Source organism: Streptomyces sp. NPDC111520 (genome assembly GCF_055635295.1).
The window spans coordinates 1-25,881 of the sequence record NZ_JBVKBW010000024.1; the positions used below are offsets into that span (position 1 = coordinate 1).

General features: G+C 69.0%; 22 protein-coding genes. 14 read left to right on the top strand and 8 right to left on the bottom strand.

Annotated elements, in window-relative coordinates:
* Positions 1–358 precede the first annotated feature (358 nt).
* Together ACZ7MY_RS37080 and ACZ7MY_RS37085 are read left to right on the top strand one after the other, a co-directional pair.
* Entirely contained in the window at positions 359–799 is a 441-nt protein-coding gene (locus ACZ7MY_RS37080) for a hypothetical protein (RefSeq protein ID WP_499609109.1), read from the top strand.
* A 28-nt stretch (positions 800–827) separates the two neighbouring features.
* A complete protein-coding gene (locus tag ACZ7MY_RS37085; protein WP_499609112.1) occupies positions 828–1,259 on the top strand; it encodes a hypothetical protein in 432 nt (143 codons plus the stop codon).
* Positions 1,260–1,484: 225 nt separating this feature from the next.
* On the opposite strand, the gene ACZ7MY_RS37090 is transcribed toward ACZ7MY_RS37085, so the two are convergent.
* The 3 genes from ACZ7MY_RS37090 to ACZ7MY_RS37100 all read right to left on the bottom strand — a co-directional run bounded on the left by ACZ7MY_RS37090 (position 1,485) and on the right by ACZ7MY_RS37100 (position 5,279).
* Entirely contained in the window at positions 1,485–2,678 is a 1,194-nt protein-coding gene (locus ACZ7MY_RS37090) for a DUF4241 domain-containing protein (protein WP_499609115.1), read from the bottom strand.
* Positions 2,679–3,029: 351 nt separating this feature from the next.
* Positions 3,030–3,347: a hypothetical protein gene (locus ACZ7MY_RS37095; RefSeq protein WP_499609118.1), complete on the bottom strand. Its 318-nt coding sequence runs from the start codon at positions 3,345–3,347 to the stop codon at positions 3,030–3,032.
* A 318-nt stretch (positions 3,348–3,665) separates the two neighbouring features.
* Positions 3,666–5,279, bottom strand: coding sequence for a helix-turn-helix domain-containing protein (locus ACZ7MY_RS37100; RefSeq protein WP_499609121.1), 1,614 nt, complete (start codon positions 5,277–5,279; stop codon positions 3,666–3,668).
* 127 nt (positions 5,280–5,406) lie between these two features.
* Here ACZ7MY_RS37100 and ACZ7MY_RS37105 point away from each other — a divergent pair, with 127 nt between their 5' ends.
* Genes ACZ7MY_RS37105 through ACZ7MY_RS37140 form a run of 8 tightly spaced genes read left to right on the top strand, consistent with a single transcriptional unit; the run spans position 5,407 to position 15,964 of the window.
* Positions 5,407–7,272, top strand: coding sequence for an SIP domain-containing protein (locus tag ACZ7MY_RS37105; RefSeq protein WP_499609124.1), 1,866 nt, complete (start codon positions 5,407–5,409; stop codon positions 7,270–7,272).
* A gap of 41 nt (positions 7,273–7,313) precedes the next feature.
* Positions 7,314–8,324, top strand: coding sequence for an ABC transporter substrate-binding protein (locus ACZ7MY_RS37110; RefSeq protein WP_499609127.1), 1,011 nt, complete (start codon positions 7,314–7,316; stop codon positions 8,322–8,324).
* Positions 8,321–9,364 (top strand): FecCD family ABC transporter permease, encoded by a 1,044-nt coding sequence (locus tag ACZ7MY_RS37115; RefSeq protein ID WP_499609129.1) that lies wholly within the window; start codon positions 8,321–8,323, stop codon positions 9,362–9,364. Before ACZ7MY_RS37110 ends, ACZ7MY_RS37115 begins: the two co-directional genes overlap by 4 nt.
* Positions 9,361–10,419, top strand: a complete 1,059-nt coding sequence (locus ACZ7MY_RS37120) for a FecCD family ABC transporter permease (RefSeq protein WP_499609131.1) — start codon at positions 9,361–9,363, stop codon at positions 10,417–10,419. Before ACZ7MY_RS37115 ends, ACZ7MY_RS37120 begins: the two co-directional genes overlap by 4 nt.
* Positions 10,416–11,270, top strand: a complete 855-nt coding sequence (locus ACZ7MY_RS37125) for an ABC transporter ATP-binding protein (RefSeq protein WP_499609133.1) — start codon at positions 10,416–10,418, stop codon at positions 11,268–11,270. The genes ACZ7MY_RS37120 and ACZ7MY_RS37125 overlap by 4 nt, the downstream gene beginning before the upstream one ends.
* A gap of 4 nt (positions 11,271–11,274) precedes the next feature.
* A complete protein-coding gene (locus ACZ7MY_RS37130; protein WP_499609135.1) occupies positions 11,275–12,459 on the top strand; it encodes an alpha/beta hydrolase in 1,185 nt (394 codons plus the stop codon).
* A complete protein-coding gene (locus ACZ7MY_RS37135) occupies positions 12,456–14,216 on the top strand; it encodes an ABC transporter ATP-binding protein (protein ID WP_499609137.1) in 1,761 nt (586 codons plus the stop codon). Before ACZ7MY_RS37130 ends, ACZ7MY_RS37135 begins: the two co-directional genes overlap by 4 nt.
* The gene (locus ACZ7MY_RS37140; protein WP_499609140.1) at positions 14,213–15,964 is read left to right on the top strand and encodes an ABC transporter ATP-binding protein; all 1,752 of its coding nucleotides are present in this window, start codon (positions 14,213–14,215) and stop codon (positions 15,962–15,964) included. Before ACZ7MY_RS37135 ends, ACZ7MY_RS37140 begins: the two co-directional genes overlap by 4 nt.
* 341 nt (positions 15,965–16,305) lie before the next feature.
* Here ACZ7MY_RS37140 and metE read toward each other — a convergent pair whose 3' ends face one another.
* The gene (gene metE / locus ACZ7MY_RS37145) at positions 16,306–18,624 is read right to left on the bottom strand and encodes a 5-methyltetrahydropteroyltriglutamate--homocysteine S-methyltransferase (protein WP_499609143.1); all 2,319 of its coding nucleotides are present in this window, start codon (positions 18,622–18,624) and stop codon (positions 16,306–16,308) included.
* A 143-nt stretch (positions 18,625–18,767) separates the two neighbouring features.
* Entirely contained in the window at positions 18,768–19,082 is a 315-nt protein-coding gene (locus tag ACZ7MY_RS37150) for a zinc-binding dehydrogenase (protein WP_499609145.1), read from the bottom strand.
* Positions 19,083–19,619: 537 nt separating this feature from the next.
* On the opposite strand from ACZ7MY_RS37150, the gene ACZ7MY_RS37155 reads away from it, so the two are divergent.
* Positions 19,620–19,901 carry a helix-turn-helix domain-containing protein gene (locus tag ACZ7MY_RS37155; protein WP_499609148.1) on the top strand — a complete coding sequence of 94 codons (282 nt, stop codon included), beginning with the start codon at positions 19,620–19,622 and terminating at the stop codon, positions 19,899–19,901.
* Positions 19,902–19,961: 60 nt separating this feature from the next.
* On the opposite strand, the gene ACZ7MY_RS37160 is transcribed toward ACZ7MY_RS37155, so the two are convergent.
* Together ACZ7MY_RS37160 and ACZ7MY_RS37165 are read right to left on the bottom strand one after the other, a co-directional pair.
* The gene (locus ACZ7MY_RS37160; RefSeq protein WP_499609151.1) at positions 19,962–20,429 is read right to left on the bottom strand and encodes a PPOX class F420-dependent oxidoreductase; all 468 of its coding nucleotides are present in this window, start codon (positions 20,427–20,429) and stop codon (positions 19,962–19,964) included.
* Positions 20,413–21,051 (bottom strand): TetR/AcrR family transcriptional regulator, encoded by a 639-nt coding sequence (locus ACZ7MY_RS37165; RefSeq protein ID WP_499609154.1) that lies wholly within the window; start codon positions 21,049–21,051, stop codon positions 20,413–20,415. Before ACZ7MY_RS37165 ends, ACZ7MY_RS37160 begins: the two co-directional genes overlap by 17 nt.
* 95 nt (positions 21,052–21,146) lie before the next feature.
* On the opposite strand from ACZ7MY_RS37165, the gene ACZ7MY_RS37170 reads away from it, so the two are divergent.
* The gene (locus tag ACZ7MY_RS37170; RefSeq protein WP_499609157.1) at positions 21,147–22,088 is read left to right on the top strand and encodes an oxidoreductase; all 942 of its coding nucleotides are present in this window, start codon (positions 21,147–21,149) and stop codon (positions 22,086–22,088) included.
* 354 nt (positions 22,089–22,442) lie between these two features.
* Here the strand turns inward: ACZ7MY_RS37170 and ACZ7MY_RS37175 are convergent, their stop codons facing one another.
* The gene (locus tag ACZ7MY_RS37175) at positions 22,443–23,258 is read right to left on the bottom strand and encodes a glycine betaine ABC transporter substrate-binding protein (RefSeq protein WP_499609160.1); all 816 of its coding nucleotides are present in this window, start codon (positions 23,256–23,258) and stop codon (positions 22,443–22,445) included.
* Between the two features lie 146 nt (positions 23,259–23,404).
* On the opposite strand from ACZ7MY_RS37175, the gene ACZ7MY_RS37180 reads away from it, so the two are divergent.
* Both ACZ7MY_RS37180 and ACZ7MY_RS37185 read left to right on the top strand, forming a co-directional pair.
* The gene (locus ACZ7MY_RS37180) at positions 23,405–24,358 is read left to right on the top strand and encodes a LysR family transcriptional regulator (protein WP_499609163.1); all 954 of its coding nucleotides are present in this window, start codon (positions 23,405–23,407) and stop codon (positions 24,356–24,358) included.
* Positions 24,359–24,821: 463 nt separating this feature from the next.
* Positions 24,822–25,802, top strand: coding sequence for an L-dopachrome tautomerase-related protein (locus tag ACZ7MY_RS37185; RefSeq protein ID WP_499609165.1), 981 nt, complete (start codon positions 24,822–24,824; stop codon positions 25,800–25,802).
* Positions 25,803–25,881: the final 79 nt, after the last annotated feature.

The window sequence follows — 25,881 nt, forward strand, 5'->3', positions numbered from 1 at the left end:
GCTCCGCGACGGCACCTTCTACGAACCGCGCCCATCCGCAACAGCCACCGCGTGACCAGCACAGGCTTGACGAAGGACATAGAGGCACCCCCCCGTCCACCTCGACTCGGTGACCGCCGAGTGTGGCAGGGGGTTCCCCAAGTTCGGGAGTGTCTAATAGACGGGCCTGTCTCACCATTCGGTGGTAACGGAGCGTCATCTCGCCGCAGGCCGTCTCCGAAGGCGTTTGCTTTGTATAGTCCCGTCGTGCAGGAGACCCGTACATACTTGGGAGGCAGACGCAGGGTGGGAGGCCGCAATGACGATGGCAGGTGGGATACGTGACTTGCTGTGTTGGCGGGGTCCGGCCTCGGTAAGTGTGTTCGTCGTCGGCGCTGGCAACACGCCATTGCCGGAGGAGGCTTTTCATCTCGCGGGGTTGGTGCCTGACGCGCTCCTGCGGTTCCCTGTGCTGGAGCAACCTGAAGCCATCGAACGGTTGGGTCTGGTGTCGTACGACATCGACTTCGAGGACACCTCACTCGATCTGCGTGAGTACACGCGAGCAGCACTTCGGCGGGTATGCGCAGACACGCGGGCAGTAGCCTGGGCAGCTTTCGAGGGGACGTTCCACTACGGCGAACTTCTCACCGACCAGATGGCCCACCAGGTCTACGGGTATTGCACGACTGACTCCGAACCGGTGATCGAGTGGGACACCGCGGCCTTGCGAAGCGAGCAGTGGCGCCACCGTATCGCCGAGGCCCGAGCGGCGTTCGATGCCCTGGTGTACGCCTCGGGACCTGGGGACAGGAAGTAGGAAGAGCCGCACCAAGCGGGGGACAGTGATGGTGCTGGTCGTGCTGACCGATGCGCTGTTCTGGGACTCGCTGGTGTTCGACGGGATCGACGAGGTGGATGTCGAGGCGCTTCGGGCCTTCGGCACAGCCGAGGTGGTGGCGAGAGGCCGCGCAGGTCACGCTGCAAGTCCGGACTGCGGTGGCTTCTCGGGCCGAGTCTACGACCGTTATCAGCGCAGCCTGATGGACCTCCCTCAGGCTGACCGGGGCTTCGTGATCCGGCTGGCAGTCCGGCGCTTCATCTGGGGGTCGGCCGGCTGCCCACGCCGGACGTTCGCGGAGCCGTTCTCCCGGCTGACTGTCCCGCACGCGCGATCCATGCGACTCAACCGCGCCTTGCAGCGAAAGTGGGGCTGGCCCTGGCCGCGCGGGCCGACGCGCGGCTGGCGGCCCAGATGGGCTTCGGCGCAGGAAGAATGACCGTTGCGCAGGATTATGGCACTGCCCGACCACGGTCCGGTACTCCGAGGGTGTTTGGTGTGGATGACTTCGCGATCCGCCTTGGCCAGACCTACCCCACCGTCCTGACCAGCGTCGAAGACCATCGCTTGGTCGATGTGCTCCCGACGCGTAAGGCCGAGCCGCCGGCCGCCCGGCTGATCCGGCACCCCGGCGTCGGGGTTTGTGTCGATGGCCGGCGGCTCACTACTCTCGCCCGTTGGCGGAATGGAGCTGGAAGTCGATGACGACGCAACCGACCTGTCCGTCGTCGGTGCGGCCGATCCAGACGGGGTAGGCCCCGTCGCCCCGGCCGGCGCGGAAGGCGATGAGGTTCGGCTCGGTTTCCGTGCTGGGCAGTTCGACGCTGAAGTGGCTGTCGAGGGGTATGAACAGGTCCTCGTCCAGTCGGTCTTCTATCACTGTGCGAGTCGCATCCATGAAAGCCGCTGTGCCGGTGTCCACGCCGACCCCGTAGAACTGGCCCTGGCCGAGGAGCCCGAGGTCCTCGTCGGGCCGGAGGGCCATTTCCCACTCGCGGGGCGGGATGTCCAGGCACGTCACCCTGGCCGCGGCGACACTGGTCCCGTGTGTGGTGCGCACAAGCGAGAGCGTGACCGGGTACTCGCCTGGTGGCACAGTGACGATCCGCGGGGTCTCTCCGATCCAGCCGGGGTCCGAGACCGCCAGCTGCCCTGAGGTGATCCGCAGCAGGCCGGCGTCAACGGGCTCGACGACGGCCGGCCCATCCGGAGTGTCGCACGCGCCCGGGCTGAACAGTTGCTCGATTCCGGTGGCGCGCAGCGGTCCCGAACCTTCGTCCACCGACACGTCGTTCAGGACTACGGTCGTGGCGGGCTCGTGGCCCTGCTGGGCGAGGAACGGCGCGAACACCTGCCAGTCGCCGAACTTCGGTACGGGGCAGAGGAAGCCTTCGATGGCCGCCGGGAACCGCCGCACGGGGACGCCCGACGGGCCGGCTGCCAGAGCGTGCAGTGCTCCCCTCGGCCCGGCGAACTCGGACCTCACCTCGACCTGCCCGTCGGCCGAGACGGTCGTGGTCTCCTGAACATCCCACCTCGAGGACCAGTGCTCCTGCTCGTCGGAAAACTGCCATCGGGTGTTCCGGTGAGCCAACAACATCCCCGTGCTGTGCGGCTTGAAGTCGATCATCTGCACGCGCCAGGACCTGTCGTCGAACAGATACACACGCCACATCCGGCGCGGCCAGCGTTCGACCAGTGCCAGCGGCCGTTCCCGCGCAGACAGCAGAACCGCGTACTCCATCCCGGCAGCATGTCTGCGTGCCGCGACCGCGCGCGACATCGGGTCCGGATGAGTCATCCCCTGCTGGGAACCCCACATGTCGCCGTACGACACATCAAGACTGTCGAATATCACAGCCGCGCATCTCCCCCCCGTGGCACCAGCCACCCCCGAGCAGGGACGGCCGACGGGTGACCCTGCCGCATCAAACTGCCCTTCCGAAGCTTCGTTGTGCCGCCAGTCTGCCACCGAGGTGTGACACACAGGATTGTGCGAGGCCAGCAATAGATGAGCGCACCTGGGGGCCGCGGGCAGTAGCGCTATGACGTTTGGGCTGCAGCCGAGATCAACGCGTGCTCCGGTCGGCAGACTGGGAACCGCCCAGTCATCGTGCAGGCATGAACGTGGCAGTGCTACGTCCACACTGAACACGGACGCCTCCCACCGCTCCCGCTCCAGCTGCTCGCGTTCTTCCGGTTCCCGTCCTCAGGCGTGCTGTTCCTGCTCGCGCAGGAGCGCCTGTAGTCCCTGCACGCGGAGTGGGGAGCGCTCACATGGGAGCACTTCCTCGCGCTCACGCGGGACGGGGACGACGAGGACGTTCGGCAGGCCGTCGCCGAAAACCCGCACCTGACCGCTGACGTGGTGGCCCGGCTCCTGGACGTGGACGATCGGCAGCAGCGAGGCCGAGGTCGCGCTGGCTTGGAACCCGGTCAGCCCGGGCTGGCTGAGCGAAGCGCCGCTGGCCGAACGCTTGACGTACCTGGACTGCGGGCATGTGGCATTCCGGCTCTCATCGAGCACCCCAACTTTCCTCGCCACATGTTGCGTACGCTTGCCGACGCACCGGATTCCCACGTGCGCTACGTCGGCCTGCGGGATCCCGAGCTGCCCGAGCCGGCCCTGAAGCGACTGGCCCTCGCCGAGGAGTCCTTTTGACATTGCGAGGTGCTGTATGAACCTCCACGGCGTCGCGTTGTGCAGTAGTCGTCTTCGGGCAGTTTTCCGACCCTGACCCGAGCAGTCTGCGATTCGTATGCTTTCAGCCGCCGTATGAGCGCCTCAACGTCGGCTGGTGAGCAGGGATGAGCCCCGGACCCGCGGGCCGGCCCCTGCCGGCCGTCATCGAGGCGCAGGCGATTCGGACTCGCGCTGCTGGTAGTCGCGCGGGGACAGTCCGTGGAAGCGGGAGAATGCGGCGCTGAACGTGGGTAGGTGGGCGTACCCGATCCGGCGCGCGACGGCGCTGGGCGGCGCGCCCCCGGCGAGCAGGTCGCGAGCGATGCGCATGCGGGCGGCATAGCGCCAGCGACTCAGTGTCATACCTGTCTCGTCACGGAAGGCACGGTGGATCTCGGCACCGACATCGACATGATGCGTCCCGCCGGGCTCGCCGATACGACGCAAGCACTCCATCGCGACAGCACGCGCGCGCGGATTCGTGGGCATCGGCACCGACAGCGCTCGCTGCGCGGCAACCTGTTCCGCGAACAGGTCGAGGATGTGGCGGGGGTTGTGGTCGTCAGGGCGCAGTCCGGACCGGGCGCTGATCGAGCAGAACATCAAGTAGTCGTCCCACGCGGGGGAGAACCGCACTTGCAGCGGCACGGTCAGTTGGAGGTCGCCGGTACTGGCGTTGCCCAGTGGCAGGGAGACGGAGTTCTCGCGGAGGCCGGTGACGTGCTCCATTTGCGCGGGGATCCAGGTCGCTACCCCTCGCTCCCGTTCGTAGCGCTGGTCGCCGATGTCCAGGTACCCGCTGCCTCGATACATCCAGCTGAGGACGTGGATGTCGTTGGTGTGCGACGGCGTGCTGGCTGCGGGCAGCATTTCGGGCGCGGCGGGAGTGTCCGTCTTGCGCATCATCCGGATCAGGTCGTCTGTCTGCCGTGCCGCCGCTGCCCGTTGTGTCAGCCCGCCGGCGCCAGGTCGGGCGGAGAGCTTCCGTCCGAACTCGTGGGGGGTCAGTCCGAACCGTCCCTTGAAGGCCCGCGTGAGGCCGTTGCGGCTGGCGAAGCCCACTCGAGCGGCCACCTGGTCCACGTCGTAACCGGCGGCGAGGAACTCCACGGCGGCGCCGAGTCGGCAGAACAGCCGCCACTGATCGAATGTGAGCCCGGTGTCGGCGAGGAAGTCACGGCGAAGGGTGCGTGCGCTGGAGAGCACCCGCGAAGCCCATTGCTCGACCGTGAGGTCGAGCGCGGGGTCGCGAATCAGTTCCTCGGCGATTGCTCTCGCGCCGATGGCTCGCGGCATCGCCGGCGAGGCGAACCCCTCTGAGCTCGTATTTCGCCCGACTGCGACGGGCGCCGGCGAGCGCGAGCCAGGACGCCGAAGGAGCTCCTCGATCGCCTCGGGGGAGTACCCGCGGCCGCTGAACGGAGTGACCTGCAGGTTGAAGAGCTGGATCAACCAGTCCTGCCAGCCATCGGGAACGTCGAACCGCGTCAGTTCCGACAGCCCCCAGGCGCCGACGCCGGCGTGGGGCCACAGCGGGAAGGCGACAGTGCCTGGCTCAGTGATGACCGCCCGCTCCGCCCAGCCATCTGCGGGAATCCATGCCCCTTCACCGGCTGTGAGGCGGAGCACCGGACCGCCGTCGAGGCGCACTCGCGCCGCGCCAGTGCGCACCCAGAGCAGCAGCGGTCGAACGGGTGCGTCTGCCGAACCCAACCGCGCGGTCGGAATCGGCGGCGGGTCGCCGGCGCCTGCGGCGAACGAGGAGTGAACCACCATGTCCTAACCATGCGGCAGTCTACGCACACCATCGAAGGTAAGGTGTGCCTAACCTTAGCAGTGCGCGCCCTCCCGATGCCGGTGCGCGACTCCTGCCCTCGAAGCGACCGGAAAGGTCAGTTCCCGCATGCCCAAGACCTCGCGCCGACTCACCGTGCACCCGCCGACCCTGCGTGAGGTCGAGGTGGTCCGGACGGTCGACATCACCACGGGGATGCGGCGGGTCACATTGAGCGGCGAACAGTTGCGTGCGTTCACCACGGCGGACGGCTTCGCGCGGCCGGCCTTCGAGTCCCCGGGCTTCGACGACGACCTCGCGTTCTACTTCCCGTACCCAGGTCGGCGCGATCCGGCGCTCCCGGTCCAGGGCGAGGCCAAGTTGATCGCGCCCAAGGATCCTCGACCGCTGTCGAGGGCCTACACGGTCCGCCGGTGGGACCCCGAGGCCGCCGAGCTGGACGTGGACTTCGTCAAGCACGGGGTGGGCGCGGGAACGACGTGGGCCTATCGCACCCAGCCGGGTGACCGGATCCACATCAGCGGCCCGAGCACGTCCAAGGCGTTCCCGACCGGCGCCGACTGGTTGCTCGTGGCAGGCGACGACACCGCACTCCCCGCGATCGGCCGCCTGCTCGACGAGCTCCCGCCAGACGCCCGGGCGCAGGTGTTCATCGAGATCGCCGAGGACACCCACCGCCAGGAGTTGCGCGAGCTGCCCGGGGTCGACGTGACGTGGCTGGTCCGCCCCGGCGCAACGGCCCGGACCGTGTCGCTGCTCACCGAGACCGTCCGCAGTGCGCAGTGGTGGTCCGGCCAGGCGTTCGTGTGGCTGGCCGGCGAGCACACGGCCGTCCGGGACATCCGCCGGCACCTGGTCGAGGACCGTGGCGTGCCCAAGGAGGACATCGACTTCGCCGGTTACTGGCGTCGCTCCGAAGTCGTCGCTTCGAAGACCGACGGGGCGGTACCCGACCCGGACAGGACGGTCACCCCGTTCCAGAAGCTCCACGACCTGACCGAGCTTGTCGCGCCGATCGCGGTCCGCACCGCCGTCGAGCTGGGCGTTCCCGATCTGCTCTCCCGCGGTGTGACCGGCGTGACCGAGCTGGCCGCCAAGGCCGGCGCCGACGAGCGCGCTCTGGGCAAGCTGCTGCGGTACCTGCACACCCTGGACGTGGTGACCGAGACGGAACCGTGTCACTACGCCCTGACGCCGGTCGGCGACGTCCTTACTCTCGAGTTCATCACCGATCGGCTCCACTCCGCCGGGGTGGTCGGTCGTGCGCTGCTCGGGATCCACGGCCTCACGGAGTCGGTCCGCACCGGCCGGCCCGCCTACGCCTCGGTCACCGGCCAGACCTTCGCCGACGTGCGGGCCGAGCAGGACTACGAGGACCGTCATCTGGAGCGCCTGGCGAAGTTCCAGCCCGCACTGGCCGAACCGATCGCCACGTCCGACCTGCTCGTCGGAGTCAGGCACTTGGTGATCCACTCCGGTGGCGCGGGCGCCCACGCCCGTGAGTACGTCGCAGCCCACGAAAGCCTGCGCGTGACGATCTGCGCCCTGCCCGCCCAGGCCGACTGGCTGCGCCGCGACCTGCCCGCCACGATTCCCGACGAGCAGCAACGCACGCGGGTCAGCGTGCTGGAGCAGTCCGTCTTCGAGCCCAGCCCGGCAGCCGACGCCGTGCTCATCAGCCGCGCCTTCAAGACCCTGGCCGACGCCGACGCCGCTCACGCACTGCGCCGGGCAGCCGAGAATCTCGTCCCCGGCGGACGGGTGCTGCTGATCGAGGAGGTCTTCGACACCGACGAACTCGACGAGCACGACGGCGAGGAAGACCTGATCGGCCTGGTCTGCCACGGCGCCGGCCTTCGCACCGCGGCGGAACTGGACGCCGTCATCGCCCGGGCCGGCCTCACGCGCCAGGCGGCGCACACCGTCGGCCTGGGCGCCACCGTCCATGAGCTGCTCCGCTCCACCGCCGACTGAACCCCTCCACACCGAGAAGAAGAGAGAAGAAGAGAACATCCATGAGCAACACCTCCCTGATAAGACGCGGCGCAGCCCTTGCCGCCGCACTGATGAGCGCGTCACTCGTCCTCACCGCCTGCGGCAGTGACAGCGACGACACCGGCGACAAGGCCGCCGAGACCCGCAGCGACAAGTCCGCCGGGACCCGCAGCGTCAAGGCCGAGAACGGCACCATCAAGATTCCCGCCGACCCCCGGCGAATCGTCACGATCGGCAACACGAACCTCCCCTTCATCGATCTGGGTGGCAAGCCGGTGGGCGTCACCGAGGTGTCCGACTCCGACCTCGACGTACTGCCGAAGGAACAGAGGGCCGCGTACGAGGCGGCCGAGATCGTCGGCAGCAGCGGTGGCGAGGTGGACGTCGAGAAGCTCGCCGCCCTCAAGCCGGACCTCATCCTGGTCCAGTTCTCCTCGGATGACTGGGACAAGGTCGGCAAGCAACTCGAGACAGTCGCCCCGACCGTGAACTGGGGACTCGACACCGAGTGGAAGGCCTTCGCCGACGCGATCGCGGAGGCCGGCAACGTAGCGGATGGGCTCAGCCGGCAGAAGGCGGAGTTCAAGGAGAAGGTCGCCAAGATCCAGGAGACCTACAGCGAGATCATCAAGGACGGCTCGTTCGTCGACGTCTCCCGCGGAGACTGGAGCGATCCCGGGACGTTCTACATCGCGGACATCGGCTGCTCCGAAATCGCCCGGGACGACATCGGCCTGGACCTCCCCGAGGCGGCCGAGGGCAAGGACCCCCTGGCCTACGAGTCCCTGCCGTTCGAGCAGATCAGTGAGCTGGCCAAGTACGACGTGATCACCTACCCGGTCGACGCCGACGGCAAGCCGACAGAGCCCTTCGAGCCGGTGGTCAAGACCAACACCTGGAAGGCGCTGCCCGCCGTGAGCTCCGGTCGAGCACTGGGAGTCTTCTGCCCCGGCAACAACTCCTACGGGCCCGTCAACCAGTACCTGGACTCGCTCGACAGCGCACTGGCGACCCTCCCCGGCAAGCAGTGACAGCCCTCGCCCTGCGGCAGGACGGTCCGGGCACCGAGACGGTGCCCGGACCGCGGCGTCGTCTGCTCGGCCTAGTTGTCGCGCTGGTGGTACTGGCGGTCCTGCTGGTGCTGAGTGTCATGATCGGTTCTACGGCGATCGCGCCGTCCGTGGTGTGGGACGCGCTGTTCCACTCCTCGGCCGACACCGACCAGTTCGCGATCCGCGACTTCCGGCTGCCGCGCACGATCGTGGGTCTGGTCGTCGGCGTAGCCCTCGGTCTGTCGGGCGCGTTGATCCAGGCGCTCACCCGCAATCCCCTGGCCGATCCGGGTGTCCTCGGCGTCCATGCCGGTGCGTCCTTCGCGGTGACGGTCGCCGTGGGCCTGGTCGGCGTCCGCGACGTCCAGGGCTACATGTGGTTCGCGTTCGCGGGAGCACTGATCGTCACACTCCTGGTGCTCGCCTTCGGGTCGACACGGCAGGGCTCCTCGCCGGTGGTCATGGTGCTCGCCGGAGTCTGCGTCAGCGCCGTGCTCGGCGGCGCCCGAGAGGCGCTCCAGTTGACCGACCCGGACGCCTTCGACGCGATGCGCAACTGGAACGCCGGGTCGATCGCGGGCCGCCCGCTCGACGTCGTGTGGCCGGTCCTGCCGTTCTTCGCGGTGGCGCTCGTTCTGGCCTTCGCGGTGTCGGGCCCGCTCAACGCTCTGGCCCTGGGCGACGAGCTGGCGGTCGCCCAAGGGGTCCGGTTGGTACGTACCCGTGCGCTGGCGGTGATCGCACTCGCCTTCCTCGCCGGCGGCGCCACCGCGATCGCCGGACCCATCGGATTCGTCGGCCTCATGGTGCCGCACGTGGCCCGCTGGATCGTCGGCCCGCACCAACGCTGGATCTTCGCCTACAGCATCCTCCTCGCCCCGAGCCTGCTGCTGGTCTCCGACATCCTCGGCCGCGTCGTGATGAGACCCGGCGAGATCCCCGTGGGTATCGTCACCGCCTTCGTCGGCGCCCCCGTTCTCGTCGCGCTGGTGCGGCGGAAGAAATCGAGCGGACTATGAACACGCACATTCCGCCGGTGGACTTCGGCCGGCGGGTGCTGGTGCTGCGGCACCGGCGGATCGCGATACTGCTTCGCTGGCGCTCGGTCGTTGTCTGCGCGGTGCTCGCGGTCGCGATCGCCGGTACGGCGGTGCTCGCGCTGATGACCGGCTCGTACGCGCTGAGCCCCGGGCAGGTGCTCTCCGCCCTGACCGGCCGGGAGACCGGCATTGTCCACGACATCGTGGTCGAGTGGCGGCTGCCCCGGGTGACCGCGGCGGTGGTGTTCGGCGCAGCCCTGGGGGTGAGCGGGGCGGTCTTCCAGTCACTGCTGCGCAACCCTCTCGCCGACCCCGGCATCGTCGGGTTCACCCAAGGCTCCTACACCGGCGCACTGATCGTCATCCTGGTCGTCAACGGCACCTACGTGCAACTGGTCGGCGGAGCGTTGCTGGGTGGGATGGCCACCGCCGTCGCCGTGTACGTGCTCGCCTACCGACGAGGGGTGCAGGGGTTCCGGCTGATCATTGTCGGCATCGGCGTCGCGGCGATGCTCGAGTCGCTCAACACCTGGCTGATCCTCAAAGCCGACCTGGACCAGGCGATGTCCGCGGCCGCGTGGGGTGCCGGGTCGCTCAACGGCGTGTCCTGGAACCAGGTCACCGTCGGAGGAGCCTGCATCGCCGGACTCCTGCTGCTGGCCGGGATGTCGAGCCGGCCGATGCGGCAGATGGAGCTGGGTGACGACGCGGCCGCCTCGCAAGGGGTACGGGTCTCGCCCGCACGCCTGGGCCTGATCCTGGTGGGAGTGGCGCTGACGGCGACGGTCACGGCCGCGTCGGGGCCGATCGCGTTCATCTCCCTGGTCGCCCCGCAGATCGGACGCCGGCTCGCCCGCACCGCCGGGATCACCCTCGCCCCCGCCGCCTTCGTCGGCGCACTGCTGTGTCTGGCATCGGACTACCTCGCCCAGCACGTCGCCCCCACCCCGCTGCCGGTCGGCATCATCACCGTCGTGCTCGGCGGCGGCTACCTCGGATACCTGCTGTTCACCGAAGCCAGGAGACGCCTGTGAGCGCAACCCAGCCCGGCACCGCGCGCCTGCGTGTGGAGTCGGCGACGATCGGCTACGACAAGCGGATCATCTCCCAGAACCTCTCGGTGGCGATCCCTGACGAGTCGTTCACGGTCATCGTCGGCCCGAACGCGTGCGGCAAGTCCACCCTGCTGCGCAGCCTGTCCCGACTGCGCAAGCCCTCGGCCGGGCAGGTCGTCCTCGACGGTGCCGACATCAACTCCTACAAGACCAAGGAGGTGGCGCGGCGGGTCGGGCTGCTGCCGCAGACCTCGATCGCCCCGGACGGGATCACCGTCGCCGACCTCGTGGCCCGGGGACGGTACCCCCACCAGGGGTTCATCCGGCAGTGGACCGAGGACGACGAGCAGGCCGTGCTCAGGGCGATGCGCCAGACCTCGGTCGCCGACCTGTCCGGGCGCCTGGTGGACGAACTGTCGGGCGGGCAGCGCCAGCGGGTGTGGGTGGCGATGGCGCTGGCGCAGCACACCGACATCATGCTGCTCGACGAACCGACCACCTTCCTCGACATCACTCACCAGATCGAGCTGATGGAGCTGTTCACCGACCTGCACCACGTCGGCCACACCCTGGTCGCCGTGCTGCACGACCTGAACCACGCCGCCCGCTACGGCACCCACCTGATCGCCATGAAGGACGGCGCCGTGGTCGCCGAGGGCACTCCGGACGAGGTCGTCACGGCCGAGCTCGTCGAGGAGGTGTTCGGTCTGCGCTGCCTGGTGGTGCCCGATCCGGTGGCCGGCAGCCCCCAGGTGGTGCCGCTCGGCCGCGAACGAACCCGACAAAGGTCCGCTGACCACACCGGCATGGAGAGTGCGAGAAATGGCTGATCCGTTGGTCGAGAAGCTGTCGACCGGTCAGTGGAGCCCGGAACGGTTCAGACGACACCTCAAGGAGACGGGTGCACCGCTGGTCGAGCGGGTCTCTGCGGACGAGGTGGAGGTGACGTTCGTCGACGAGCCCGGGGCCGACACGACGGTCACCCTCTCGGTGGTGATCGGCCCCAGAATCGGCTTCAACCCGATCGAGGGGGAGTTCGCCTCGGTGGCCGGGACGCCGTTCCGCGTTCACACTCTGCGGATGCGTTCCGACCTGCGCTTCTCGTACGTGTTCGTACGACGTGGGCCGACGGGTGTGGGCGAACGGGTCCCGGACCCGTTCAACCCGCCACCGAGGTTCTCGCAGTGCTCGGTCGAGCGGTTCTCCGGGGCCTCGGTGGCAGTGCTGCCCGACGCGGTTCCGCTGCCCTTTCTCGATCAGGCCGAAGCGCGGCCGGCCCCGGCAGTGGAAGCTGCCGTGCTGACGAGCGAGTTCCTCGGAGACGATCGCCGCATCTGGGTCTCGATGCCCCCGGGGGAGTTCTCGGAAGAGAGCGCACTGCCCTTCGTGATCCACCTGGACGGGACACCGGACCACAGCGCGCCGAGCGTACGTGACGCCCTGGTCCGGGCGGGACTGATCCGACCCTGCGTGATGGTCCTCGTCGATCAGCCCGCACCGCAGCGCGACAAAGAGCTGCTCTGCAACCCGGCGTTCTCCCAGATGCTGGTCCAGGAACTGCTGCCGTGGCTCCACCTGCGGTATCCGCTCTCGCGGGACCCCGGTGACGTCGCGCTGGCCGGCGAGAGCTTCGGCGGTCTGTGCGCCGGCTGGACAGCGCTCCACCACCCGACGGCGTTCGGCAACGCCATCCTCCAATCCCCCTCGTGCGGGTACCACCCTGACCTCAGGTGGGGCACCGGGTCAGGTGAACTGCTGCGCCGCACCCCCGTACCGACACTGATCGCCGACTACCTGGCCGCAGAAACGGCACCGATCCGCATCTTCCACGACGTCGGTGAGCTGGAGAGCTCGAACACCCACAGCCGTTGGCTGGACCACGTACTCACCGGGAAGGGCTACGACACCCTCTACACAGAGTTCGCCGGCGGACACGACTACGCATGGTGGCGAGGAATCCTCGCCGATGCCCTGCTCTGGTGCTTCCCGCTCAGGAGCATGGATCGGAGCCAGACATGAGGAACTCCTTGCGTTTCCCGCGCGCCGACACCGCAGGACTGGGGCGGGGACCACTGACCCGCCGGCTGCCGGTGTTCCTGCTCGCTCCCGCCGAGCCGCTCGGTGCGCGGCCGTTCGAGTGCGGGCCGGGGACCACCCCGGGCCGGTTCCTGCTGCGCGTGATCTTCTCGGTGAGGCGAGTCAGCGTTCCCGCGATGCTGCTGGCGATCGTGTGGCAGGTGGGCGAGTCCGCCGTCCCGGTGGTGATGGGACTCGCGATCGACGGGGCCGTCGCGACCGGGGATGAGGGACAACTGGTCCTGTGGCTCGGCGTGCTGGTGGCCCTCTACGTCGCGCTGACGTCGGCGGCGAGGTTCTCGCTGCGGCTGACCGCCCATGCGGTGCAGGTACTGCAGCACCTACTCCGCGGCACCCTCTCCACGGGCGTGCTGCACCCGGTCGGCGGCACCGGCCGTGCACCGGACGGCACCGTGGTCTCGGTGATGACGAACGACGTCGCGCGCCTGTCCAACGCGGTGATCCTGACGATCATCCCGGTCTCGAGGGTCACAGCCATCGGATTCATCGCGGTCTCGCTGCTGGCGACGCACTGGCTGCTCGGACTCGTGGTGCTGTTCGGAGCGCCGGTCGCGGTCTGGACGATGGGCGTGCTCAGCCGGCGGCTCTCCCGGGACACACGCGAGTACCAGGAGCTGCTGGCCTCCACGGTCGGACAGGCCACGGACCTGGTCGCCGGCTACCGGGTGATCAAGGGGATGCGTGCCGAGGCCGAGGCGACCAGCCGGTACCGGCGGGCAAGCCAGGAGACCCTTGCCGGCGCCAGGCGCAACGCGGGCCTGCTGGGGAGGTTCCTCACGGGCTCGGGCGCGGTCAGCGGCACATTCGTCGCCGCGGTGGTGGGGCTGGCGGGCTGGTTCGCCGTCGACGGACAGCTCAGCATCGGCGGGCTGATCACCGCCGTCGGCCTCGCCCAGGCACTGCTGCCGCAGATCCAGGCGATCGCGAGCACGTCCATCCCCAACCTCGCCGGCGCCCGCGCCTCGTCCGTGCGTGTCCTCGACGTGCTGCGGGACAACGCCCCGTCGACGGCGGGGCCCGATGACGCGTTTCGGCGGGAGGTCAGCGCGCTGCCGGAGCTGGACGTGGTCGTGCCGCGCGTCTCCGGGCCCGGCGTGACGATCCGGGTCGAGCCCGGCGAGCTCGTGGGCGTGCGCGCCGACGACCGGACCGCCGCCCGTGTCGTCGAGGCGCTGCTGGACCCGCGGGCCGGGGGAGGGGTCGAGGCGCGGCTGGACGGGATCGCGGCGCGGGAGCTGTCGCCGGTCGAGTACCGCTCCCGGGTCACCGTCGCGCCGCACCGCGCAACGCTGTTCAGCGGCACCCTCCGCGACAACGTCGCCGTGATCGCGGGCGCGCCCGAGCGAGTGGACGCCGCGGTGCGAGCGGCCGCTTGCGGCGACTTCGCGGCCGACCTCGACGTCCCGGTCGGCGAGGGCGGCAACCGGCTCTCGGGCGGCCAGCGCCAGCGGGTCGCGCTCGCCCGCGCCCTGGCGAGCGACGCGCCGGTGCTCGTGCTGCACGACCCGACGACCGCGGTCGACTCGGTCACCGAGCACACGATCGCGGGCCGGCTGCGCGGTGTCCGGGCAGGCCGCTCGACGCTGCTGATCGCCTCGTCCCCGGCGCTGCTCGCTGCCTGCGACCGCGTCGTCGAGGTGCCTGACGAGGTACCCGTGCTTTCAAGGACGGCGCAGTGAGCGGCACCTGGGCCGTGGCCGAGACCGCGGCTACCGATGCCGGGTCGCCCGGGCTGCCGGTCGCGAGCGGCCGCGAGACGGTCAGGCAGGTGTGGCGGCTCAGCCGCGGGTACCGGCTCCGGCTCGCCGCGACAGGGGTGCTGGGGATCGTCAGCACCGGCGTCGACCTGGCCGTTTCCGTGGCGATCGGATTCCTCGTCGACCGCGTGCAGGCCGGCACCGCCGACCTCGCCACCGTGCTGACGGTCACCGTCGTCATGGCGCTCTCGGCAGTCCTCGGTGCTGCGGGCATCGCGCTGACGATCGTGCTCGCCACCCGCGTCTACCACTCCATCCTCGCCGCGCTGCGCGAGCAGCTCGTGGGCCACGCGATGACGCTCCCACAGCACCTCGTCGAGCGCGTCGGCACCGGAGACCTCATCTCGCGGTCCAGCGACGACGTCACCGCCGTCGCCGACGCCGCCCCCGCCGTGATCCCGGTGCTCACCGTCACCGCATTCACCATCGTCGTGTCGCTCGGCGGGCTCGCGGCACTGGAATGGCCCTACGCGGCCGCCCTCGCCGTCGTGCTACCGGTCTACGCGCTGGCCGTGCGGTGGTACTTGCGCACCGGGCTGGGGGTCTACCGCGCCGAGCGCACGGCGATGAGCGCGCGTGCCCAGCAGATCCTCGAGTCCCAGCGCGGCTACGCCACGGTGCTCGGCTTCGGGCTCGCCGAGCAACGGCACCGGGCTGTGATGGCGAACTCCTGGCGCGTCGCGGGGCAGTCGCTGCGCGCACGCACCGTGCTGAGCATGCTCAACGCCCGGCTCAACCTCGGGGAGTGCCTGAGCCTAGCCGCTGTACTCGTCGTCGGCTTCGTCCTCATCGACCACAACGCATCGACCGTCGGCGGCGCCACCACCGCCATGCTGCTCGTGCTACGCCTGCTCGGACCGGTCAACCAGCTGCTGCTGGTCATCGACACCCTCCAGTCCGCCCTCGCATCGCTGAGCCGCATGATCGGGGTCGTCACGATTCCGTTCGGCTCGTCGGATGTTGCAGCGCAGACCGTGAGCACCGCCGTACAGCTCGACAAGGTCTCATTCCGCTACGGCGAGGGGCAACGGGTGCTCGACGACATCACCCTCGACATCCCGTCCGGTCAGCGCGTGGCGGTCGTCGGCGTGTCCGGGGCAGGCAAGACCACGCTCGCCGGCGTGGTCGCCGGTACCCACCTACCTGAGGCCGGGAGGGTGACTCGCCCCAGCCGTACCGCGATGATCACCCAGGAGGTCCACGTCTTCGCGGGCACCCTGCGCGACAACCTCACCCTCGCCGCGCCCGGGGCCAGCGACCGCGACCTCCATACAGCGCTGGAAGCCACCGGCGCTGCATCGATCCTCGATGTTCTCCCCGACCGGTTGGACACCCTGCTAGGTGTCGGCGGACACCCGCTCACCGACGCACAGGCGCAGCAACTCGCCCTCGCCCGCCTGCTGCTCAGCGACGCTGACCTGGTGATCCTCGACGAAGCGACCGCCGAGGCCGGCTCCACCTACGCCGGACAGCTCGACCGCGCCGCTGACGCTGTCCTCGCTGGGCGCACCGGAGTCGTGGTCGCGCACCGTCTCTCCCAAGCAGCAACCTGCGACCGGATCATGGTGATGGAGCGCGGCCGGATCATCGAGACCGGCACCCATAGAGAGCTGGTTGATGCCGGTGGTGTGTACGCCGGGTTGTGGACGGCCTGGGAGGCCGCTCGGTGACACCAGCATGACCAGGCCGGGATTCGCCGCAGTCCGCGGAGCTCGTCGACCTGGGTGAGTCGCTCGGGGCTGCGGGTCAGCCAGGCGGTGACCTGACGGACGGTCGGCCGAGGTGCTCGGGGGCCACGAGCCGGTGTGCCGCAGGTTCCTGAGGCGCGCCCTGGCCGCCCAGCCGACGGCGCATCGTCGCGAAGTTCTCGAACTCCCCGACGCGCAGGACGATCACGTTCTCCCCGTCCACCACGATCTGCCGCAGTTGCCGTCTGGCCGTAGGCCCCGTCCGAGTGGGCAAGGGACGGCCGGGCGGAACGCGGCGCGCATCCGCCCGGCCACCCGGCGCGTCAGGACGTGGTGAGCTCGGAGCGTACCGTATGGGCCGCGGCGACCAGGTTCTCCAGGGAGGCGCGGGTCTCGGGCCAGCCGCGGGTCTTCAGGCCGCAGTCGGGGTTCACCCACAGCCGTTCTGCGGGGATGGCCTCGAGCCCCTTACGCATCAGCACAACGCACTCTTTCACGCCCGGAACGCGCGGCGAGTGGATGTCGTACACGCCTGGTCCCGCCTCGCGGGGGTAGCCGTGGGCGGCGAGTTCGCGGGCGACCTGCATGTGGGAGCGGGCGGCTTCCAGGCTGATGACGTCGGCGTCGAGGTCGTCGATGGCTGCGACGATGTCGCCGAACTCGGCGTAGCACATGTGGGTGTGGATCTGGGTGTCCGGGCGCACGCTGCTGGTCATCAGCCGGAACGCCTCGGTGGCCCAGGCCAGATACCCCGCACGGTCCGCCGACCGCGGTGGCAGGGTCTCGCGCAGTGCTGGTTCGTCGACCTGGATGACGGAGGTGCCGGCGGCTTCCAGATCGGTGACTTCGTCGCGCAGGGCGAGGGCGACCTGTCGGGCGGTGTCGCCCAGCGGCTGGTCGTCGCGGACGAAGGACCAGGCGAGCATGGTGACCGGGCCGGTGAGCATGCCCTTGACCGGGCGGTCGGTGAGCGACCGGGCGTAGGCCGTCCACCGGACCGTCATCGCCTCAGGTCGCGAGATGTCGCCGGCCAGGATCGGTGGGCGGACGTAGCGGGTGCCGTAGGACTGCACCCAGCCGTGCCGGGTGACCAGGTAGCCGGTGAGCTGCTCGGCGAAGTACTGCACCATGTCGTTGCGTTCGGCCTCGCCGTGCACCAGGACGTCCGGGCCGGCCTTCTCCTGGAAGGCGATCACGTCGCCGATCTCGGCCTTGATGCGCTCCTCGTACGCGGCCTCGTCGATCCGTCCCGCCTTCAGGTCGGCCCGCGCCGTGCGGATCTGTGTGGTCTGCGGGAAGGATCCGATGGTGGTGGTCGGCAGCAGGGGCAGTCCGAGGTGGGCGCGCTGGGCGACCGCACGTTCGGCGTACGGCTTCGAGCGGTGGGCGTCGGACTCGGTAACCGCGGCGGCCCGTGCCCGCACGGCCGGATCGTGGGTGATCGGCGACGAGGTACGGGACGCCAGGGCGGCCCGGTTGGCGACGAGTTCCCCGGCGATGGCCCCGGTGCCCTGGCTCAGTCCCTTGGCGAGGGTGACGATCTCAGCGGTCTTCTGCCGTGCGAAGGCCAGCCAGCGCAAGATCTGCGGGTCGATGTCGCGCTCGGCAGCAGCGTCGAGCGGCACATGCAGCAGAGAGCACGAGGCCGCCACGTCGACCCGGTCTGCGAGTCCCAGCAAGGTGCCAAGAGTGGTGAGGGACTTCTCCAGGTCGTTGATCCAGATGTTGCGTCCGTTGACGACGCCTGCCACCAGGCGCTTGCCCGGCAGACCGCCCACGGCGGCGAGCGCGTCCAGGTTGGCGGCGGCCGCTTCGGTGAAGTCGAGCGCCAGGCCCTCCACCGGTGCCTTGACCAGCACGGGTAGGGCCTCCCCGAGCCGGTCGAAGTAGGAGGCTACCAGGAGCTTTGGCCGGTCCGTGAGACCGCCGAGCTGCCCGTACGCGCGCTCAGCGGCGTCGAGTTCGGCAGTGCCGCAGTCCTGGACGAGAGCCGGTTCGTCGATCTGGACCCAGCCGGCACCCGCCGCCCGCTGGTCGGCGAGAACCTCCGCGTAGACCGGCAGCAGCCGGTCGAGCAGCGAGATCGGTTCGAAGTCGGCCGGAGCTTCGGGCGCGGGCTTGGCGAGCAGGAGGTAGGTAACCGGGCCGACCAGGACCGGCCGGGGCGTCAGCCCGAGCGCCAGGGCCTCCTCTACCTCCGAGACCTGCTGGGAGGAGTCGGCGACGAAGACGGTCTCCGGGCCGAGTTCGGGGACGAGGTAGTGGTAGTTCGTGTCGAACCACTTCGTCATCTCCAGCGGCGCAGAGTCCTTGGTGCCGCGCGCCATGGCGAAGTAGCCGTCGAGGGCGTCGGCGGCCACGGCCTCGCGGTGGCGCTCGGGGATGGCGCCGACCATGACCGTGGTGTCCAGGACGTGGTCGTAGTACGAGAAGTCACCGGTGGGCACTTCGGTGATGCCGGCTTCGGCGAGCTGCCGCCAGTTCGTGCGGCGCAGACCGGCTGCGGTCTCCCGGAGGGCATCGGCCGTGACGCCGCCCTTCCAGTAGCCCTCGATCGCCTTCTTCAGTTCCCGGTTCCCACCCTGACGGGGGTAGCCGAACACGGTGGCCCGTGTTGCCGCGGCTGCGGACTTCGCTGTCACGGATATCTCCTTCGCGAGATGACTCCCTGAGATCCCGGCGACGGGACGAGAGCGCGAAAGGGGACATGACCCGGACGGAAGGTACACGCGAAACACGCGCGTCAGTCCGACAGGTATGTACGCCGACCGGCGGGTTCGGGCTGTCAGAAGGTGAGGACCAGCCGGCCGCGTACGCCGCCTGCTTCGAAACGGCGATGGGCCTCGACTGCCTGGTCGGCGGGATATTCGGCTGCGACCCGCAGTGAGATGCGGCCTTCCTCTGCGAGCGCGCGCAGGTCGTTGAGCTTGTCGTTGGCATGGCGGTAGTCGGGTACGAAGACGTTCCGGACGATGTGGGGTCGTGCCGGGTTCTCCCTCGCTGCGCGCGAGGGCGAGCTGACCTCCGGGCCGGATGGCGGGGAGCACCTCGGGGCCCATGACCGCGGAATCCACGATGGCTTCCACGCCGCCGGGGACAACCTCGAGGATGCGCGCGGCCACGCCCGGTCCTCGGCTGACGATTCGGTCGGCGCCCAGTGAGCGCACCAGTTCCTCGTCTGCGGGAGCCGCGTCGGCCACGACGCGCAGCCCGTCCGCCTTGGCCAGTTGTACGACGTAGCCGCCCATGGCGCCTGCGGCGCCGGTGACGGCGATCCAGTCGCCGGGGGCCAAGCCGAGTACGTCGAGGGCGCGGCGTGCGGTCAGCCCGTTCATCGGAAGGGTGGCGGCCTGGGCATGGGTGGTTCCGGCGGGGGCCTTGACGACCTGCCGGGCGTCGAGGACGACGTACTGCGCGTAGGCACCGCCGGAGGGGTCGATGGGGATGACGATCGCCATCACGCGGTCACCGACCTGCAGATCGGTGTCTGTTTCCGGACCGACGGACAGCTCCCTACACCCCCCTGCCCCCAGGTCACGGCGTCAGCCGCAGCCAGGCGGGAACCGTACCCGCGCTGGTGAGTCTCCTACACCTATGCAGCCCAGGCCGTTACAGAAATGACCACGAGTCGGTGCGGGTGCGCCGGGCACTGATCATCATGGCGTCGGCATCGGGTACCATCGCGACGGCGATCGCTAGGCTGGTCGCGCCGCGCGAGGACATTGTCCGAGACGTGATCCACGCCCTCAACGAGAAAGGCCTGGCCGCGCTGGACCCTCGGTGGGTGGGAGGCCGTCCCCGCCTGATCAGCGATGACGACCGCGAGCGCAGCAACTTCGTCCGGACTCACACCCCTTCCAACCACCACCAACCCACAAAGACACGCACAGACTCAACCGACGTGACCAAGCACTACTAGCTGCATCGCGACTGGCTCCCGCCTGATGTGCATCGTCCGGGCTCCGATGAGGATTACGCCTCATCTATTCGGCAAGACCTCTCGCCTCTCCTCCCCATCGACGTCCTCACCACCGTATTCGCCGATGCCTGCGGAGACGGCGATGGCCACCAGTGGGCGTTCACGGCGCAGGATCCGGTCGGTCAGCAGCACCAGGCGGTACGTGAGGAACCGTTGTCGCATCAGTTCGCGCACGTAAGCGGTCCCCGCCTCGTCGAGAAGCCGGGCCGTCCCCATGGCGACGGGTGCGTCGGCAGGGACCGTGCCGTTCATGCTGCACGGCGCGAGAGAGACGTGGGGGTTGTTGCGGATCCGCTTGATCTTGCCGGAGTCCGGCGGTGTCAGGACGTAGAGGATTTCGTCCCGGACGACGCAGCCGACGGGCGTGGCGACCGGGCGTCCGTCCCTGCGCAGTGTGGTCAGGCTGACGTACTTGCCTCGCCGGATGCGGTCGAGAGCGTGGTCGAAGTCGTCAGTGGCGGTCGGCATGGTGGCCCTCCACGCCGGTGGCGTGTGCCAGTTGGTCGATGAGGGCGTGGGCCGCCAGTGCCGCCTGGGCCTCGACCGTTGCCAGGGTGTTCCAGGTGCCGGGAAGCATGTCCTGCTGGAGGAACAGAGCAAGTCCGTGGGCGACGGCGGAGACCCGGACGAGCAGGCCGAAGGCTGCCTCCGGGTCGCCGGTGAGCCGGCTGGTGACGGGCATCAGGTCGTCGTGCAGGGCGCCACCTGCCTGCGCCAGTTCAGGGTGTCGGCTCTTGTCCAGGCCGGCCAGGAACGTGATGTCGAAGAGCGCGCGCTCCTCGGCGGCGAAGCGTACGTAGGCGGCGGCGAACGCGGCCAGCTGGTCGGCAGGGTCCGCCGTGGAGGTCAGTGCGGCTCTGTAGCGGCGCTGTTGCTCCTGGTAGCCCTTCAGTGCCAGCGAGACCAGGAGGGCGTCCCGGTCGGCGAAGTGTTTGTAGGGAGCCGACACGCTCACCCCGGCCCTCCGGCACGCCTCGGCGAGGGTGAAACCGTGCGGGCCGCGCTCCGCCACCAGGGCGAGCGCGGCTTGCTCGAGCGTGTTGCGCAGATCTCCGTGATGGGTGCCACTGGGGCGCCGGTTGACTGTCACACCCCCTAGGTTAACACTATTAACCATGAGGTGAATGGCATTCACCTCATGGTGTGCCCGTACCGGGCCGCCCCGGCGCGACACGTGGAGACGACATGCCCCGACCGACCCCCGCACGCTGGACCGCAGGCCACATCCCCGGCCAGCACGGCCGTACCGCGGTCATCACCGGCGCCAACACCGGCATCGGGTTCCAGACCGCCATGGCCCTCGCGCGGAGCGGCGCATCCGTGGTCCTCGCGGTCCGCGACCCGGATAAGGGCAAGCGGGCCGCAGCCGAGATCACCTCTGCCGCGCCCGCCGCGGAGGTGCATGTGCTGCGGCTGGATCTGAGCTCCCTGGCCTCGGTCCGCGGCGCCGCCGACGAGTTGCGCGGCAGTTGCTCCCGGATCGATCTGTTGATCAACAACGCCGGCGTGATGTATGCACCGCACGGGACGACCGTTGACTGTTTTGAACTCCAATTCGGGACGAACCACTTGGGGCATTTCGCGTTCACCGGGCTGCTGCTCGACCTGCTGCCCGCTTCCGCCGGCTCGCGCGTCGTCACCCTGAGCAGCGCCGGTCACCGCATGGGAGGTCCCATCGACCTGACCGATCTCGGATGGCGTTCGCGCCCCTACGACCGGACCGCCGCGTACGGGCACTCCAAGCTGGCCAATTTGCTGTTCACCTACGAGCTCCAGCGCAGGCTGCCCCCAGGCGGGCCGCTCGCCGTCGCCGCCCATCCCGGCGGCGCCGACACCACGGGCTCCAGGGACGCGATGACGCATGCATCTGCCCTCACCCGCACGGCGTTCGCCGCCGTCAGGCCACTCCTCCTTCAGTCCCCGGCGATGGGGGCACTGACCGTTCTCCGTGCCGCGACGGACCCAGGCGTCCAGGGAGGAGAGTTCTACGGCCCGCGTGGATTCCAGCAGAGCAGGGGCTTCCCGAAGGCCGTCCGGTCGAGCCGTCAGTCCTACGATGCGTCGCTCCAGCGCCGGCTGTGGACGATCTCCGAAGAACTGACCGGGGTCTCCTTCCCCTCGCGGTGAACGGACGGGCCGGGCCCATACCCATCGACCGCGTGGTATTCGGAATTGGCCCCGGTAGCAGACGCCGTCACCGACCTCGAACCGCCGCACCCTCTCGCCGACGGGCGACGACGCCGGCTGATGCATCCCAGCCTGACTCTTGACTGCCCTGACGCAATCGGTGTTCCGGCGGACCTTGTGCTCAACAGGGTTGAGAGCGACAGCCTCCACCTTGCCCGGCAGATCATGCGGTCCAGGCTCCGGATCGGGCAGTTCCAGGTCGATCAGGCTCTCCTTGTCGCTAATGCGGGGGATGGGTGTTTTTCAGTTCCGGCGTGAGCGGACGGTTTCGTGCTCGTGGTGCCGTGGCCCAAGTCAGGGAGAGACTGCGGGGTGGTGGTAGGCGAGGTAGCGGTCGGCGGCCTGCAGGGGGCTCAACCCGCTGACGTTGATGAGGGCGTCGATCTCCTCGACGCCGTTGTTGCCCATGCGGAGAGCGTCCAGTTGAGAGATCGCCGCGGGGCGGATGCGTTCCAGTGCCTCCAGGCTGATGACCGGGCAGGCCTCGTCCACGGTGCCCAGCAGTCCCTTGGGCTCTTCGAGCCGACGCAGACGGTGGCGGCGGTTGAGGTACTGCGGGCGCCACAGCGGGATCACGAACCATTCACGTGTGGCGATGCCGCGGTTCACACGGGCGATGAAGCCTTCCTCGTCCCCGGGTGTGAAGGTGTAGCCGGCCCGGTCGAGGTCGTAGGCACCCACCATCGTGGCGGAGAAGCGGCTGATGCCCGCGCCGGGGTTGATTCCGTCGATGGCCGTCGTCATTCGCTCGGCGATCCCGGGCCGGCCGAGATCGGCAATCTCCCTGACCTCGTCGACGGGAACATACGGTGGCACCGCCCATACGCAGTACGGCTGATAGTGAGGCCTCAGTACCCGAACCTGGTCCCGATATGCGGACAGATACTTGCCGTGGCTGGACGGGAGCCAGGCCGACACCAGCACATCGACATCCCCATTCTTGAGGAGATCAAAGAGTTCCTCGTGCTTGGCTTCGACGCTTTTCACCTGGTGACCGTGGGATTCGAGGACCCTGCGGGTAACGGCGGCTGCGGCACGGTGAAAGGACAGAGAAATATTCCCTACGATGATCGGATCAGAAGTAGTAACGGACATGGCGCCTCCCTGCATGGAGCAGTGCCGATCTCGCTTGAATAGATACGGCCGAAAGGCGGCCGCAAGCCCGATCCTGTCGGATCGTCGTACCTCTACGACTCTCTCCCCGCACCGCCCATATGTCCAAGAGATATTTGGCATGGTTTCTATATGCTGAGTTCATGGCAACGCTCAGACAGCTGGAATACCTGGTGGCCATCGTGGACGAGGGGTCATTCACACGAGCCGCCGAAAGCCTCAATGTCACCCAGCCCGGGCTCTCCCATCAGCTCCAGGCACTGGAACGTGAGGTCGGTGGCCCCCTGCTGGAACGGCTGCCCCGCAGGGTCCGGCTCACTCCGGCCGGCCGGTCGATGCTGCCGCACGCCCGGGCCGCGCTGGCCGAAGCGGCCCGGGCAACCACCTCCGCACGGCGCGCCACCGGGGTGTCCACCGGCGAGCTGCATCTGGCGGCGCTCTATTCGATCAGTTGCGGCGTGTTGCCCACGGTCCTGGGCCTGTGGCGGCAGCAGCACCCGGAGGTGCGCATCCGGCTGTTCGAGCACCGCAGGTGGGACGAACTGGCCCAGGCCATGGCCGCCGGCCAGGCGGACGTCGCGGTGGGACCCCTGCCTGAGGGCTGGGAGGGAACCGCCCGCCACATCGGGGCCGAGGAGTTCCTGGTGGTCACCGACGCTGACGACCCCGCGGCCGCTGTCGCCGAGGCGCCGAGTGTCCGGCTCACCGATCTCGCAGAACGGCACTGGGTCCACTTCACCCCCGACAGCGGACTCTCCGAAATCCTCGACAGGGCCTGCGCCGCCGCCGGGTACCAACCCCGGATCGCCGTGCGCACCGAACAGGCCCCCTCGGCCATCGCGTACGCCGGGGCAGGGCTCGGGCCCACGCTCGTGCCCGCCAACACCGTCCCGCCGCACTTCGCCGGCACCGTCCTGCGCCCCGATCCGCCCGTGCGCCGACAGCTGACCGGATACACCCGTACCAGCCCGGACCCGGTCACCACCTCCTTCCTCGACGCCCTCAGTACCCATGCCCCCCTGATGCCCGCGCACGTGGCAGAGCGCCTGCGCGACGCGGACCGCGCCCCGCACGCGGCACCACGGAATCGTGAATGACGCCCTTGCCCCGCATATGACCGGGCCCGTCTGGGCAGCACGACGCGATTCGCGAATTCCAGAGAGTGCCGGAACGTGCGCCGAACGTGTTTGGGCGCCTTCCGTCCGCCGGCCCGACAATGCTCCAGTTGCGATCCACACTCATCGCTCATAGGTTCGTTTGAGTTCTTGTGACCGTAAATGAACGGATGGGTCAATCAATCGGAAAATTCTCGTTCCTTCGACTCTGGAACAGGAGCAGAACGTGACTGGGAGAAAAACAGCGAGCCGCGGAGCCATCGCACTGCTGGCCGCTCTCTGTATCGGTGGCGGCGCCGCCCAGACCTCCCAAGGGAGCTCTCTGGCCGATTTTGGGGAACCCCCCGCCGCCCCCACGCAGAAAAAGGAACACCTGGAGACCGTCGCGGAGTTCAGCGGAGCAATGCCCACGGGAGTGAGCGTCTCACGCACAGGCCGGGTGTTCGTGAACTTCCCCCACTGGGGCGACAAGGTTCCATACTCGGTCGCCGAGGTGCGCAACGGAAAGGCGGTCCCCTACCCGAACCGCGAGATCAACACCGCCGACACGCGCGACCCCGCGCACCACTTCCTGGGGGTGCAGAGCGTCGTCGTCGACGCGGCAGACCGGCTGTGGGTTGTGGACACCGGGCGCATCCAGTTCGGCAACGCGCCAGTGGGCGGGCCCAAGCTCGTCGCGATAGACCTGCGCACCAACAAGGTCGTCCGGACCATCCTGCTGCCCCGTCAGGTCGCAGGCCCCCGCAGCTTCGTCAACGACGTGCGATTCGACCTCACCCGCGGCAAGGCAGGCACCGCCTACCTCACAGACGCCTCGCCGGACGGTCCCAACGGACTGATCATCGTGGATCTGGCGTCCGGGACATCCTGGCGGCGACTCAACAACGAGCCCTCCGTACGCCCGGTTCCGGACTTCGTCCCCGTCATCAACGGGAAGCGGATGCTCAACCGGCCGGCGCACGGCCCCACCAGCCCCATCAACATCGGATCGGACGGCATCGCGCTCAGCCCGGACGGCAAGACCCTCTACTACTGCCCCCTTTCCAGCCGCACCTTGTACTCCGTGCCGACCAGCGGTCTGACCGACCGTCGGGTAGCCGATTCCAAGATCGCAAAGAATGTTCGTGATCTCGGCACGAAGGGGATGTCCGACGGGCTGGAGACGGACAGCGCCGGCCGCGTCTACGGAGGCGACATCGAACACAACTCGCTCGTCTACCGCGACACCGACGGGCGATTCCACACGCTGGTCCACGACAACCGGCTGATCTGGCCCGACACGTTGTCAATCGGCTACGACCGGAACCTGTACGTCATGGCCAACCAGCTCAACCGGCAAGCCGCCTACAATTCCGGCGTCGATCTTCGGCGCAAGCCCTACGCGCTCTACCGCGTCCCGGTCGACGGCGGCCCCGCCCGACGGTAGAGCCGTGCAAACGTTGTGCATGGGTGGCTCGAATCCACCAGCACTGATGCGAGGGTGACTGCGGGCGGGCCCCCTTCAG